This window comes from Phaeobacter sp. PT47_59 (assembly GCF_028890025.1).
Lineage (GTDB): Bacteria > Pseudomonadota > Alphaproteobacteria > Rhodobacterales > Rhodobacteraceae > Phycobacter.
The window spans coordinates 1-12,280 of record NZ_JARCJL010000027.1 but is presented as its reverse complement, the minus strand read 5'-3'; the positions used below and the strand labels follow the sequence as shown (position 1 = coordinate 12,280).

The 12,280-nt window shown below is 62.2% G+C and carries 11 protein-coding genes and 1 tRNA gene; 7 read left to right on the top strand and 5 right to left on the bottom strand.

The genetic code is table 11. The annotated features are described in order from the left end of the window. Positions 1 to 33: 33 nt before the first annotated feature. The 4 genes from PXK01_RS18450 to PXK01_RS18435 all read left to right on the top strand — a co-directional run bounded on the left by PXK01_RS18450 (position 34) and on the right by PXK01_RS18435 (position 4,503). On the top strand, positions 34 to 1,356 hold the full coding sequence (locus PXK01_RS18450; protein ID WP_274848350.1) for a TRAP transporter small permease subunit: 1,323 nt from the start codon (positions 34 to 36) through the stop codon (positions 1,354 to 1,356). A gap of 3 nt (positions 1,357 to 1,359) precedes the next feature. Then, complete coding sequence (locus PXK01_RS18445; protein WP_274848351.1) at positions 1,360 to 2,715, top strand: TRAP transporter large permease; 1,356 nt, start codon at positions 1,360 to 1,362, stop codon at positions 2,713 to 2,715. A gap of 328 nt (positions 2,716 to 3,043) precedes the next feature. Then, positions 3,044 to 4,084, top strand: a complete 1,041-nt coding sequence (locus PXK01_RS18440) for a fatty acid desaturase (protein ID WP_274861208.1) — start codon at positions 3,044 to 3,046, stop codon at positions 4,082 to 4,084. Between the two features lie 140 nt (positions 4,085 to 4,224). Beyond that, positions 4,225 to 4,503 carry a hypothetical protein gene (locus tag PXK01_RS18435; protein ID WP_274861206.1) on the top strand — a complete coding sequence of 93 codons (279 nt, stop codon included), beginning with the start codon at positions 4,225 to 4,227 and terminating at the stop codon, positions 4,501 to 4,503. On the opposite strand, the gene PXK01_RS18430 is transcribed toward PXK01_RS18435, so the two are convergent. From PXK01_RS18430 to PXK01_RS18420, 3 genes are all read right to left on the bottom strand, one after another. Next, the gene (locus PXK01_RS18430; protein WP_274861204.1) at positions 4,485 to 5,369 is read right to left on the bottom strand and encodes a DMT family transporter; all 885 of its coding nucleotides are present in this window, start codon (positions 5,367 to 5,369) and stop codon (positions 4,485 to 4,487) included. The two genes, PXK01_RS18435 and PXK01_RS18430, sit on opposite strands and share 19 nt — an antisense overlap. Positions 5,370 to 5,515: 146 nt before the next feature. Next, positions 5,516 to 6,547 carry a TRAP transporter substrate-binding protein gene (locus PXK01_RS18425; protein WP_446728373.1) on the bottom strand — a complete coding sequence of 344 codons (1,032 nt, stop codon included), beginning with the start codon at positions 6,545 to 6,547 and terminating at the stop codon, positions 5,516 to 5,518. A gap of 69 nt (positions 6,548 to 6,616) precedes the next feature. After that, positions 6,617 to 7,807 (bottom strand): cytochrome P450, encoded by a 1,191-nt coding sequence (locus tag PXK01_RS18420; RefSeq protein ID WP_274861202.1) that lies wholly within the window; start codon positions 7,805 to 7,807, stop codon positions 6,617 to 6,619. A gap of 130 nt (positions 7,808 to 7,937) precedes the next feature. On the opposite strand from PXK01_RS18420, the gene PXK01_RS18415 reads away from it, so the two are divergent. Next, positions 7,938 to 8,843, top strand: coding sequence for a LysR family transcriptional regulator (locus PXK01_RS18415; RefSeq protein WP_274861200.1), 906 nt, complete (start codon positions 7,938 to 7,940; stop codon positions 8,841 to 8,843). Between the two features lie 3 nt (positions 8,844 to 8,846). Here the strand turns inward: PXK01_RS18415 and PXK01_RS18410 are convergent, their stop codons facing one another. Then, entirely contained in the window at positions 8,847 to 9,839 is a 993-nt protein-coding gene (locus PXK01_RS18410) for a hypothetical protein (protein WP_274861198.1), read from the bottom strand. A gap of 164 nt (positions 9,840 to 10,003) precedes the next feature. Here PXK01_RS18410 and PXK01_RS18405 point away from each other — a divergent pair, with 164 nt between their 5' ends. Next, the gene (locus PXK01_RS18405; protein ID WP_274861196.1) at positions 10,004 to 10,438 is read left to right on the top strand and encodes a hypothetical protein; all 435 of its coding nucleotides are present in this window, start codon (positions 10,004 to 10,006) and stop codon (positions 10,436 to 10,438) included. Positions 10,439 to 10,508: 70 nt separating this feature from the next. Here PXK01_RS18405 and PXK01_RS18400 read toward each other — a convergent pair whose 3' ends face one another. Then, positions 10,509 to 11,384, bottom strand: coding sequence for a hypothetical protein (locus PXK01_RS18400; protein WP_274861194.1), 876 nt, complete (start codon positions 11,382 to 11,384; stop codon positions 10,509 to 10,511). A 171-nt stretch (positions 11,385 to 11,555) separates the two neighbouring features. On the opposite strand from PXK01_RS18400, the gene PXK01_RS18395 reads away from it, so the two are divergent. Next, a tRNA-Thr gene (locus PXK01_RS18395) sits at positions 11,556 to 11,631 on the top strand. The last annotated feature ends 649 nt before the right edge of the window (positions 11,632 to 12,280 follow it).

Below are 12,280 nucleotides of genomic sequence, written 5' to 3'. Positions count from 1 at the left end.
CACCACTCATCACCGACAATAACGGGGGAACCCATGCCCAGTCTCGATGTTTCCTTGCCCCATTGGGCCTATTGGGTGGGACTGATCGTCTTCCCAATGGTGGCCATGGTTCTGGCCAGACGGCCAAAAACCGGCCCCAGCACATACACCAATGCCCTGGGCTATTTCATTCTGGTGACCGGCGGCATGCTGGGTCTGCACCGCTTCTATCTGCGCAGCCTGTTGGGGCTGGCCTTCATTCCGGTCTTCGTTCTGATCCTGATCGCCAATTCCAACGGACAGGAGGCGCGCAGCATCCTGTCGGACGCCTCCAACGTGGTGCGCCAGGCGGAACGCACCCTGGAGCGTGAAGAGGGCCGCGTTGCCGCCGCCGAAGCGGATATGCCCGACCTGCGCGCAGAGCTGGCCGCCGCCGAGGAAGGCTCCTTCGCCCAGCGGCGCGCGGAAAAGAACATCACCCGCGCCGAAAAACGCATCGAGGACGGGCGCGAGCGGATCACGGCAGCCAAGACCGACCTTGAGACCGCAGCCCCCGCGCTGGAGGTTGCTGGCGAAACCATGGCCTTCTGGAACCGGGTCGGCGCCTATGCGCTCTATGTGCTGCTGGCGGCGATGCTGGTGGATGCGGTGCTGATGCCGGGCCTAGTGCGCCGCGCCAACGCAAACCTGCCCGAGGAAGAGCCGGAAACCGAGGCCGAAAAGGCCCTGCGGGAGCTGGAAGAGGCGGAAAACGTCGAGGATTCTAGCCATGTTTCAACGGGTTGGACCGGCTGGATCGACCGCACCTCGCTGATGGCGGGTGAGTTCGTCAGCTACTGGGCGGTGATCGCGGTCTTTGTCTATTACTTCGAAGTGATCAGCCGCTATGTCTTCGGCTCGCCCACCAACTGGGCGCATGAAGCCATGTATCTGATGTTCGGCATGCAGTACCTGATTGCCGGATCTTACGCGATGCTGACCGAGGCGCATGTACGGGTGGATATCTTCTACGCCCCTCTGTCGCGCCCGAAACGGGCCTGGGCGGATCTGGTGACCTCGATCTTCTTCTTCATCTTCGCCTTCACCCTTCTGTTCACCGGCTACAAGTTCGCACTGGACGCAAATGCGGTGGCCACCGGCAACGGCGTGGTGTCCGAATGGGCGCGCGGCGATATCGGCTTTGGTGAGATGCTGGGCAGCTTGAACCTGGCACAGTGGACCGATCCGAATATCCGCTGGGGCGAGATTAGCTTCAATGAATGGGAAATCCCGCTGTGGCCGATGAAATGGGTCATGGTGATCGGCGGCCTGCTGCTGGTCCTTCAGGGTGTTTCCAAGCTCGCGCAGGACGTGCGCGCAATCGTGAAAGGGGCCTAAGTCATGGGTCTGGAAATTGGAATCGAGTGGCTGACACTCATCATGTTCGGCTCGCTCCTGGCCCTCCTGATGGCAGGGCTGCCGCTGGCCTTTGTGACCGGGGGCCTGGCTTGCGTCTTCCTGTACGTTTTGGGGGACGAGCGCGCGCTCAATATCGTGCCAAGCCGGATCTTCCCGCTGATGACCAACTATCAGCTCTCGGCGATCCCGCTGTTCATCTTCATGGCCTCGATGCTGGAAAGGGCCGGGATCATCAACGACATGTTCGATGTGATCTACAAGGTCCTTGGTGGCGTCAAAGGCGGGCTTGCGGCGGCAACCATCATCGCCTCGACCGTGCTGGCGGCCATGGTGGGCGTGATCGGCGCCGCCGTGGTGACCATGGGCATCATCGCCCTGCCCGCCATGCTGAAACGCGGCTATGATCCCAAGATCGCCATGGGCTCGATCATGGCGGGCGGCACTCTCGGCATCCTGATCCCGCCGTCGATCCTGGCGATCATCTATGCGGTGGTGGCGGAACAATCCGTGGGTGAGCTGTTCATCGGCGCGGTCTTCCCGGGCCTGCTCCTGTCGGGCACCTATGTGCTCTACGTCATCGCACGCTCCACCATCAACCCGACCCTTGGCCCGCCGATCCCGGTGGAAGAGCGCGTCAGCTTTGCCGAGAAGATGCGTCTGATGGGCAATATGTCGGCACCCATCGCCCTGATCGTGATCGTTCTGGGCGTCATCTTCACCGGCGTTGCAACCCCGGTGGAAGCGGCCGGCATCGGCACCTTCGGCGCCTTCATCGTTGCAGCCATCCACCGCAAGCTGGACTGGCAGACGGTGCGCGAAGCCTCGATCGGCACGCTCAAGGCCAGCGCCATGGTGATCTGGATCATGTTCGGCGCCACGATTTTCGTGGGCCTCTATGTGCTGGAGGGCGGCCAGCAGTTCGTGCAATCGGCGCTTGAGGCGACGGGCTTTGGCCCCTGGGGCATCCTGATCATCATGATGTTCGTGCTGGTGATCCTGGGCATGTTCCTGGACTGGGTCGGCATCCTGCTGTTGTGCGTGCCGATCTTCGTGCCGATCATCAAGGCGATGGGTCCCGAGGCCTTTGGCCTGGCTTCCGAGGCCGATCTGGTGCTGTGGTTCGGGGTGCTTTACCTCGTCAACATGCAGATGAGCTTCCTGTCGCCGCCCTTCGGCTATGCGTTGTTCTACCTGCGCGGCGTGGCCCCGGCCGAGATCCCGATGTCGGATATCTTCAAATCGGCCCTGCCCTTCCTGGGCCTGCAGATCGTCGGTCTGGTGCTCTGCATGGTCTTCCCCGAGATCATCACCTGGCTACCGCGCCTGATCTACGGCTGAGCCAGGATCACCGGAGGTGAAAAGATCAACCGGTTTGAGCCGCCCCCTTTGGGGCGGCTCATCTTCTTTTGCGGATTATTTGCAGATTTCCGCCCATGCCCGGTTGCGGCGCATTGTCTCCGCCTCAGGGCGATTTCGCGCATTTGCGGCCCTCGTTTGCTCAACAAAATCAGAATATTGCATGTGATTTCGGCTTGGGTGAGCCCCCCTTCAACCGGGCAAGCATGCTGCGCTTCTCCCGTTATGGTGATAACCGAGTTTCAAATTCTGCTTGCTATAGCCATCTACTCAGGTATCCGGGCAGCAACAAACACAAGACGACAGGCGCATGACCGACAAAACCGATCGACCAAGCTCCCAACGCGGCGCAACCGCTGCCCGCGACTGGGTCAAGACCCTTGCCAGCTACCGCGACCCCAACCGCCTGCGCAGCGCCTTTGAACTGGCCGCGACGGTTGTTCCCTTTCTGCTGCTTTGGGGACTCGCTTGGTGGAGCCTGTCGATCAGTTACTGGCTGGCCTTTGGTATCTCGCTTGTGAATGCCGGTTTCCTGGTGCGGCTCTTTGCGATCCAGCACGATTGCGGCCATGGCGCCTTTTTCCCCAGCCGCGGTCTCAGCGACTGGATGGGACGTGTGATGGGGGTGATCACCCTGACCCCCTATGATGTCTGGCGGCGCACCCATTCGATCCACCACAGCGCCACCGGCAACCTGGACAAGCGCGGCATGGGCGATGTGCACACGCTGACCCTGGCCGAATATCGCGCCATGGGGCGCTTCCAGCGGCTGGTCTATCGCCTCTATCGCAACCCGCTGGTGCTGTTCGGCATTGGCCCCGGCTACCTGTTCCTGTTGCAGAACCGCATTCCGCTGGGGCTGATGGACAGCGCCAAATACTGGGTCAGCGCCATGCTCACCAACCTGGCCATTGCCGCGGCCCTGCTAACGATCTGGTACTTCGGCGGCTGGCAGCCCCTGGTGCTGATCTTCCTGCCGACGACGCTCTTGGCGGCCACCATCGGCGTCTGGCTGTTCTACGTGCAGCACCAGTTTGAACACACCAACTGGGATCACGATCCCGACTGGCAATTGCATGAATCCGCGCTGCACGGCAGTTCCTACTACCAGCTGCCCGCCATTCTGCAGTGGTTCAGCGCCAATATCGGCATCCATCACGTGCATCACCTTTACAGCCGCATCCCCTTCTACCGGCTGACCGAAGTGCTGCGCGACCATCAGGAACTGGCCGAAAGCAACCGCATGACCATCCGCGAAAGCCTGGCCAATGCGCGCCTGCATCTCTGGGACGAAGACAGCCGACGCCTGTTGTCCTTTGCCGAGGCGCGCCCGCTTCTGGCGGCGTCCTGATTGCTCGTTCCGATGTAAAAGCGCCGTTATCTAACATTAATAAAGAGAAAACTCTCGGCATTATCCCCCGTGCCCGGAAACCTTCTGTTTGCCACTTGGGTGGCAGGGTCAAGGTATCTCTTGGGTGTGGGGACCTGACCATGATGCATGTTGTGCTCGACAAGGAAGAAGCGGCGCTCAGGCGGCGTGCGCTGTTCCGGCTGCTGCGCCGGTTTGATTTTGATGCGCCAAAGTTCCTGGGCGAGGCGATCTCGGCGCCAGTGCCGGACAATCTGAGCGCGCCGGAGTATCTGCCAGCGCGCGCGCCTGTGACCGAGGCTCCGACCCGATCAAGGGACACGGCCCAGGCCTGCATCAGCAAGATCGCCGGGCCAGGCGGCTGGCGGCACGAAGAGCGCGGTTACCCGCCGCGCGGCTGATCGCGCACCAGGGTCACCACGACCAGGCCGACCAGGATCATCAGCGCCCCTGTCACGCTTTGCAGGGTGACAGGCTCTGCCACCACCAGGCTGGCCAGCAGCCAGGCCGTGACCGGTTCCGCCAGGGCCAGCGTCACGGCGGTGGAGGCCGCAACCCGCATCAGCCCCCAGGTATATAGCGCATAGGACAGTGCCGTGGCCCCCAGCCCGAGGAAGATGAGGCCCGACCAGGCCGAAGGCCCCGCCAGCCAGTCCAAGGGCACGAAAAACAGCACCGGTGCCGTCACCACGGCAGCCACGGTAAAGGTCGCCGCCGCAATCGCGGTAGAGGGCGCCTGCCCGCTCAGGCTGCTGGTGGCCAGCGAATAGGCGGCATAGCAGCCCCCCGCCATCAGCGCCAGGACCACGCCCAGAAGCGCCCCTTCGACGCCGCCGCCCGCATAGCCCAGGATGCCAACGCCCAGCACCGACACCGCCTGCCCCAAGAGCCGCAAGGGACCGGGCCTGCGGCCCAGGGCAAAGCGCTCCCACAGGGTGGCCCAGATCGGCGCGCTGCCGATGGCCACCGCCGTGCCGATCCCCACCCCGGCCAGGGTCACCGCGTAGAAGAAGAACAGGTTGTAGCCGCCGATGGCGACACCGGCGAAGAACACCCCGCGCAGAGGCAGGCGCAGCAGGCCGCGACGGCTCGCACTCTGTATCAGCGCCATCAGAACCAGCCCCGCCGCGCCAAAGATCAGCCGCAGGGCGCCCACCGCCAGCGGGTCACGGCCTTCGGGCAAAAGGGTCTGCACGGTCCCGGTGGTGCCCCACAGCATCGCCGCCAGAACCACGGAGGCAATCCCGATCGATCTGAAACCCTGCATGCTGCGCTGCTCCCTCTTCTTTCCCGATCTATCCCGGCTCAGCTCCGAAATGGCAACAGACAGCAGAGGCATTGCACGGCAGCGCAGAAAGAAAAAGGCGCAGGCTGGTGACCTGCGCCTTCACTGCCCGATAGGGGTGCCCGGCTTTACCCGCCGTGTTTAGCGATCAGAGCCTTGGCCTCTTTGATCAGGGCCTCGCCATCGATGCCCTTGCTGCCGACCTCTTCGATCCAGCGGCTGATCACCGGCTGGGCCTTTTCTTTCCAGCGGGCCACCTCGGCCTCGTCCAGCACGAAGATCTCATTGCCCTTGTCCTCGGCGATCTCACGTCCCGGCGCGTCGCGCTCCAGCATCACGCGGGCTGCAAAGGCCGAGAGCTTCTGCCCCGACTCCGCGTCCAGGATGGCTTTCAGGTCATCCGGCAGGGCGTTGTACTTGTCCCGGTTCATCACCAGCACGATGGTCGCCGTGTAAAGCGACTCCTTGCCGCTGAATTCGGTGTGATGGCCGACCAGATCGGTGAGTTTCACCGCAGGCGTCACCTCCCAGGGGATCACGGTACCGCTGATCACGCCCTTGGAGAGCGCCTCGGGGATGGCGGGCAGCGGCAGGCCGACCGGGGTTGCGCCCAGCTCCTTCAGCATGTCGGTGATGATCCGGGTCGGCCCGCGCAGGGTCTGACCGGCCATGTCCTCCAGCTTGGTGACGCCGCTTTCGGTATGGATCACGCCGGGGCCATGCACCCAGGCACCCAGCACCTTCACGTCCTTGTACTCGCCTTCCTGCAGGTCGCTTTCGACCAGTTCCATGAAGGCCTTGGAGGTCGCGATCGGGTCGGTCATCATGAAGGGCAGTTCAAAGACCTCAGTCTTGGGGAAACGGCCCGGCGTGTAGCCCACCACGGTCATCACCATGTCGGCAACGCCATCGGCAGCCTGATCCATCAGTCCCGGAGGCGTGCCACCCAGCGACATGGCATCGAAATGTTCGATCTTGATGCGCCCGCCGGAGGCTGCCTCCACCTCAGCCGCCCAGGGCTTCAGGATCAGCTTTGGCACCGTGGCGGGCGGCGGCAGGAACTGGTGCAGTCGCAGCGTCACCTCCTCGGCCGCGGCCGCCAGCGGCGTCATGGCAGTTGCGGCGGCAAAGAGCGCTGCGCCCAGAATATTGCGTGTCATCATGTTCTCCTCCCAGATGATGATGCGTCTTTTCCCGGTATGACCGGTATCTCCTCCTCCGGCGCTGCGTCAGTTCAGCGTCACCGGCAGGTTCCTTGGCCCACGAAAGCCGAACCCGTAGAACTGCACCGGCTCGGCCTTGGCCAGCTCCATCTTCGGGAACCGGTCGAACAGCATGGGCAGCATGATATTGGCCAGCATGCGCCGGGCGATATGGGTACCCTGGCAGAAATGCGGCCCGTTGCCAAAGGCCTGGTGCGGCTTGCGGGGGCGGAAAATGTTGAAGCTTTCGCCGTCCTCGAAGATGTCCTCATCCCGGCAGGCAGAGGCCTGGATGGTCATCACCGTGTCCCCCTTGGGGATCACATGGCCACGGATCTCGGTATCCTCCATCACCAGGCGCGAGCTGGCCTGGATCGGCGCCACCCAGCGCACGCCCTCCTCGAAGGCCTCGCCCCACATCTCCTTGGCCTTGGCCTCGGCCAGTTGATCGGGGTTGGTGAACAGCCCATAGAGAATGGTCAAAAGCGCATCGCGCGGCTCGTTGATGCCGCCGCCGATGGCGATCTTGATATTGGAAAAGATCTGGCTTTCGGGGATCGGATCCTCGGCATTGACCATCACCGACAGGACGCTGGGGTTGGGATCTGCCAGGTGGCGTGGGATGGCGGCCCGGAACAGCGCATCCATCTCGTCATTGGCGGCATCGCAATCGGCAAAGAGCTCATCCGTGAAGCCGAAGTTCCCTGCCCCGTCGATCAGGATCTGGCTCCAGCGCTGCATGTCATCGTCGCTGGCCTCAGGGATGCCCAGAAGATGCTTCAGGCAATGGGCCGCGAAAGGTCCGGCCAGCGCCGGGAACAGATCCACCGTCTCCCCGCGCGGCAGGCCCGCCACGAATTCTTCGGCGATCTTGGTGTAGATCCCCTCCCAGCAGCCCTTGATGTTGCGCCCGGTAAAGCTGGGCGCCATGGCTCCGCGTTCGCGCGCGTGTTCGTCGTCATCCTTGCGCATCAGCGTATGGGCGCGAAAGGCGCGGGTCATCGGGGTCTTGGGATCGTTGGAGCTGAAGATCTGAGGCGTGTCCTTGACGTATTTCGTATCCTCGGCCTTGGTCAGCAAGGTCCGCCCCAGAGAGGCCACCCGCACCACCGGCGCCTCGCGGCGCAGGCGCTGGTAGATGGGATAGGGATCCAGCGTCAGATCCCGGATGGTGATCTGATCGTCCTGCGGTGCCTGGCTCAACGTGGAAACGCTCATCTTCTCCCCCCGGTCGTTGGCTTGAAGAGCAAGCCTAAAAGCCGAGGTAAAAATGAGGCAATCCGATCAGACTGGTTTTCTCAATCGAAAATTTGCATAATTGATCTAAGTGCAAGCCTGGAGCGGCAAAATGACAGAGACACCGGATCCGCTGAGCCTCGATTTCGCCGCCCTGCGCACGCTGCGCCTGGTGCATGGCTATCGCTCCTTCTCGCGGGCGGCGGAAACGCTGGACGTGAATCAATCCACCGTCAGCTATACCGTCGACCGACTGCGCCGCGCCTTTGGCGACCCCCTGTTCGTGCGGCAAGGCGGCCAGATGGTGTCGACCGAGCGCTGCGAGGAAATCGTGGCCAGCACCAGCCGCATGCTGGACGAGATGCTGCAACTGGCCGAACCGCGCGCCTTTGATCCCGGACGGGCCGAAACGGAGATCACCATCTCCTGCAACTATTACGAACGCGCCACCATCCTGCCGCGACTGATGCGCAGGCTGCGCCGGGTGGCACCGGGGCTGCGGCTGACGGTGCGCACCTCCACCGTCGAGGGCAAGCAGCATCTGGATCGCGGCGAAAGCGACCTGGTGATCGGGCCGGTGCGCATCGAGGGCGGCAGCTACTACCGGCGCACGCTGTTTTCCGAACGGGCGGCCGTGGTGATCGCCCATGATGCCCCACCCGAACAGATGCCCCGGACCGAGGCCGCCTTTCTGGCCGCGCCGCAGGTGGTGATCGCCTATGGGGACTCCTGGCGTTCGCGCTTCCTGATGGAGATCGCGGCCGCCGGCAAATCGCTCAATCAGGTGATGTCCATTCCCAGCCCCGCCGCCCTGCCCGAACTCCTGGAAGGGACCGATCTGGTGGCCACCCTGCCCAGCCGCCTGGCGGATCACTTCGGGGACCGGGTGCAGACCGCCCCCAGCCCGTTTCGCGGCGAATTCGAGATCGACCTGACCTGGACCTCCCGCACCCATCATTCGCCCATGCATGCCTGGCTGCGCGAACAGATCGCACAGGCCTGCCAGCGTCAAACCTAGGCGTCAGCGCATCCACAGGCCTTCGGATTTGATCCGGTTGCGGATCAGCTGTTCCCGGCGCGGCAGGTTGGCCTGATCGAACAGGGCGCGCACCTTGGCCCCGCGCCCCTGGTAGACCATGCGCTTGATCGGCTCATAGGTCTTCAGCACCTTTTTGATCCAGTTGGGGGCCGCGACCTCTTCCAGCACCTCGATCACCCGGTCGCTTTCGCGGGCATAGAGCAGCGGAAACAGCCGGTAGTGGCAGCTGGTCCGGCCATCCAGATAGCCGGGCGCCAGCGTATCGCGCCCGCCACCGAAGGAATGGATCACCAGGGGCAGCGCGACCTGGTCCAGCCAAGGATCCAGCGCCTGGCCCACCAGCTCTACCGGCAGGTCGTCGCGGATCGAGGTGGCATAGTCGGCAAAGCGTGCGCCAAACTGGCGCGGACAGGCGCCATAGAAGAACCCGGCGTTGAAATAGAGGTAGCGGCGCCAGTGCCCCTCGGGCTGGTCTGGATCCTGACTGCTAGCGAAATCCAGGTCAAAGCGGTCATAAAGCGCGCGCCAGATCGCCTCGATGCCCGGCCCATACAGCGTCGGCTTCGGCCAGGTGCCCTCGCGCCGCAAAGAGGCCGACGGGCGGTCAAAGTCAAACGGCACCTCGGAAAGCTCCCCCGTGATCAGCGTGTCGCTGTCGAAAAAGACGAAAGGCGCGCCTTCGGGCAGCGCCATCAACGCCTCGATCTTGTTGCCATTGGGGTAGCTGTCGCCAAACCGCTCAGAGTCAAACGGCAGCACCTCGGCCCCCAGCCGCGCCAGCAGCTCCAGAACCTGCCCGTTGCGGATCGAGACGTCCTTCTGCCACAGCGGACCGGGGCGCGGCGTTGCCACGAACAGGCGGCCCGCGAAATCGGGCGACGCATGGCGCAGAGAGGCTGCAAACAGCGCCGCCTCATACTGCAACCGGCCATTTTGCCCAATGATCACGATGTTGAAGGGCTGCTGCTCTGCCATCGGGGTCCTCTTTGCCCGGCCCGCACCGGGCGTCCAGTTGTGCCCGGCGGCTATGCCTGGCGTCCATCTTCAGTATAATCCAGCACAGGCCGGGTCAAAATCAATCTGCCCGCAGCCCTTTTCGTATCGCCCGTTTCGTTTCCATGTGTGATGGAGAGAGTAAGATGTTTCAATCCTTCCGACGCAGAATTGCGCTGCTGTTGACCGCCCCCCTGCTGCTGGCCGCTCCGGCCGAGGCGGACCCCCCCTTCACCACCGCCGCTGAGGTCAAGCCGATCCTGGCGGTCACCCGTGCAAACTGGATCTCGGTACGTGAATTCAACGGCCAGGACCTGGTCTATGTCACCCACCTGTGGTCCTGGCGCTGCGGCCTTGCCCGCATCCGCCTTGCCATCAATGACGGCGGATATGAGATCTGGCCCCTGCCGCCCTGCCATCTGGACCAAGCGGCACCCAATTCGATCCTAGAGGAAGATGGCTCGCCCTACCGCGCCTTTGCCATCGGCAGCGTCGAGAAGATCGAGATCGAGGTCACCTATGACGACATGACCGTGGAAAGCCAGGTCGTGAACCGGTTGGGTCAACCGATCAGCCCCTGATGCCTAGGCCCGCAAGGGCTGCAGGTCTGAGACCGGGTTCGGGCCGGTCCAGGCCAGGCTAAGCCGGACTTCAGGCTGACAGCAAAGTCACACCGGGAATGCGGGCGATCTCGTCGAGGTCTGCCTCATAGCGCCTCGTCAGCTCTGCCATCAAAGCATCTGTCCAGCCGGGCAGATCCACCTCTTCCTCGATGGCCTCGTCGATGGCGTATTTGCCCAGAAAGGCGGCAATCACCCGCTGCTTGTGTGCCTCACCCATGTCGCGGTGTTCGTGCAGATAGGAGCGCAGACGCTGCATGCCTTCCGTGCTCATGATAGAGGCCAGAAGATCCATGCCGCCGGCGATACGTTCCTGATCGCCAACCCCCAGCATCCCCCGGATCACCTGTCCCCAGATCATCGGCATATCCTCATAGACCCAAACGGTAATCGGGATATCCGGCACCGCCGTCCTGAGGCGCATCAGCAGGTTGGACCACTGCAACGAAAGCGGCGCACATCGGTCCAGGAGATTTCCGCCGCGTTTCGGATCCGTCCCTTTCACCAGAGCAGGCAGGAAACTGGCCGGATCGCGCACCCCGAAGTGAAGCTCCAACTGGTCCTGCGGAAACAGGGTCTTCAGCGCACCCATTCGCATCTCGGCCTCGGGGTAAAAGGAGTGCATCTCCACGGCCTGGCGCGGCGCGCCAAAGAAATGAGGGTTGGACAGGATCACCCGATCGACCTGCTCCGCTTCCAGGATCGCATCCCAAAGCACGTCGCTGGATTGCGCCACCGCCCCTCCGTTCAGCACCGCCTCCACACATCCGTTCAGCAGGTTGCGAAACTTGCTGGGCCCGGGCACAGCAACGCCCCGTTTCGCCGCAAGATCACCATTGCGCAACAGGGTCTTCAACACCCGGTCCTCTTCGGTTTCATGTGCACCGGCATGAATGATGACCTTCATGAAAGGGTCCTGACTGTCCTATTGCCAACGGGTTACAGGCTTACTCCGGCCATGCCTTGCGGTCAAATGGAGTGGCACCAATCCCGTAACATTCAGAGCAACCCAGGTTTTGGCACCACCTTGCGTTTTCATCTTGCGAGCCGTGCCCAATCTCGCTAAATGCCACCCAGTGCCCCTATAGCTCAGCTGGTAGAGCAACTGATTTGTAATCAGTAGGTCCGCGGTTCGAGTCCGTGTGGGGGCACCATTTTCATTTAAAATCAACATCTTAGATATTCGCGGATCAACCTTAGCGGGCATTTCTTGACACAGTTCGGTCACTGTGTCCCTCGATTTCTTACCACGATGTGAGTCTTTTCGACCGATCAATCGCCCCCACCCCTCCAACTATTTGAAATTAAAAACATTTTTGACCATCCATCTTTTCTTAATGCAGAAAACCAGTCGGACTCTACTGTGTCCAAACTGTGTCTGCAGCCCTACATCTAATCAGTTGCATCCCGGTTCGCCTTTGTCATTTCCCAGTTATTCTTCATTACTATCAGGCCCTTGCAATGCTATTCGGCGGCGGCTTGGCATCCGGAAAGCAGAGCAACTGATTTCCTCTCTGTCTCACTAGATGTGATGCCCGTGGAACGTGCCGGTTGAACCCGTAGAGAATGACCGATGCCAACGATGGCCGTCAGGCCTACGACCGTCGCCTAGCTTGCAAGGAATAATGCTCACAGGTTGATAGATAGCTGCTTCCTTTTGGGGCAAAGGTGACTAAAGTAAAAAAATTGAACCCGCACTTTTGAGAACTGACGCATGAGCCGAGCACTAGGCTCAGGACTCATAGCCAGTAAATGACGAGGGCTGCGAGGGCGATGGCGGACAGGAAGACCTTCGGACATCTG

Coding starts and splice junctions, on each gene's coding strand:
- PXK01_RS18415 (WP_274861200.1), top strand. CDS start 7,938: ATGACAGAGACACCGGATCCGCTGAGCCTCGATTTCGCCGCCCTGCGC.
- PXK01_RS18410 (WP_274861198.1), bottom strand. CDS start 9,839: ATGGCAGAGCAGCAGCCCTTCAACATCGTGATCATTGGGCAAAATGGC.
- PXK01_RS18440 (WP_274861208.1), top strand. CDS start 3,044: ATGACCGACAAAACCGATCGACCAAGCTCCCAACGCGGCGCAACCGCT.
- PXK01_RS18435 (WP_274861206.1), top strand. CDS start 4,225: ATGATGCATGTTGTGCTCGACAAGGAAGAAGCGGCGCTCAGGCGGCGT.
- PXK01_RS18420 (WP_274861202.1), bottom strand. CDS start 7,807: ATGAGCGTTTCCACGTTGAGCCAGGCACCGCAGGACGATCAGATCACC.
- PXK01_RS18445 (WP_274848351.1), top strand. CDS start 1,360: ATGGGTCTGGAAATTGGAATCGAGTGGCTGACACTCATCATGTTCGGC.
- PXK01_RS18405 (WP_274861196.1), top strand. CDS start 10,004: ATGTTTCAATCCTTCCGACGCAGAATTGCGCTGCTGTTGACCGCCCCC.
- PXK01_RS18450 (WP_274848350.1), top strand. CDS start 34: ATGCCCAGTCTCGATGTTTCCTTGCCCCATTGGGCCTATTGGGTGGGA.
- PXK01_RS18425 (WP_446728373.1), bottom strand. CDS start 6,547: ATGACACGCAATATTCTGGGCGCAGCGCTCTTTGCCGCCGCAACTGCC.
- PXK01_RS18430 (WP_274861204.1), bottom strand. CDS start 5,369: ATGCAGGGTTTCAGATCGATCGGGATTGCCTCCGTGGTTCTGGCGGCG.
- PXK01_RS18400 (WP_274861194.1), bottom strand. CDS start 11,384: ATGAAGGTCATCATTCATGCCGGTGCACATGAAACCGAAGAGGACCGG.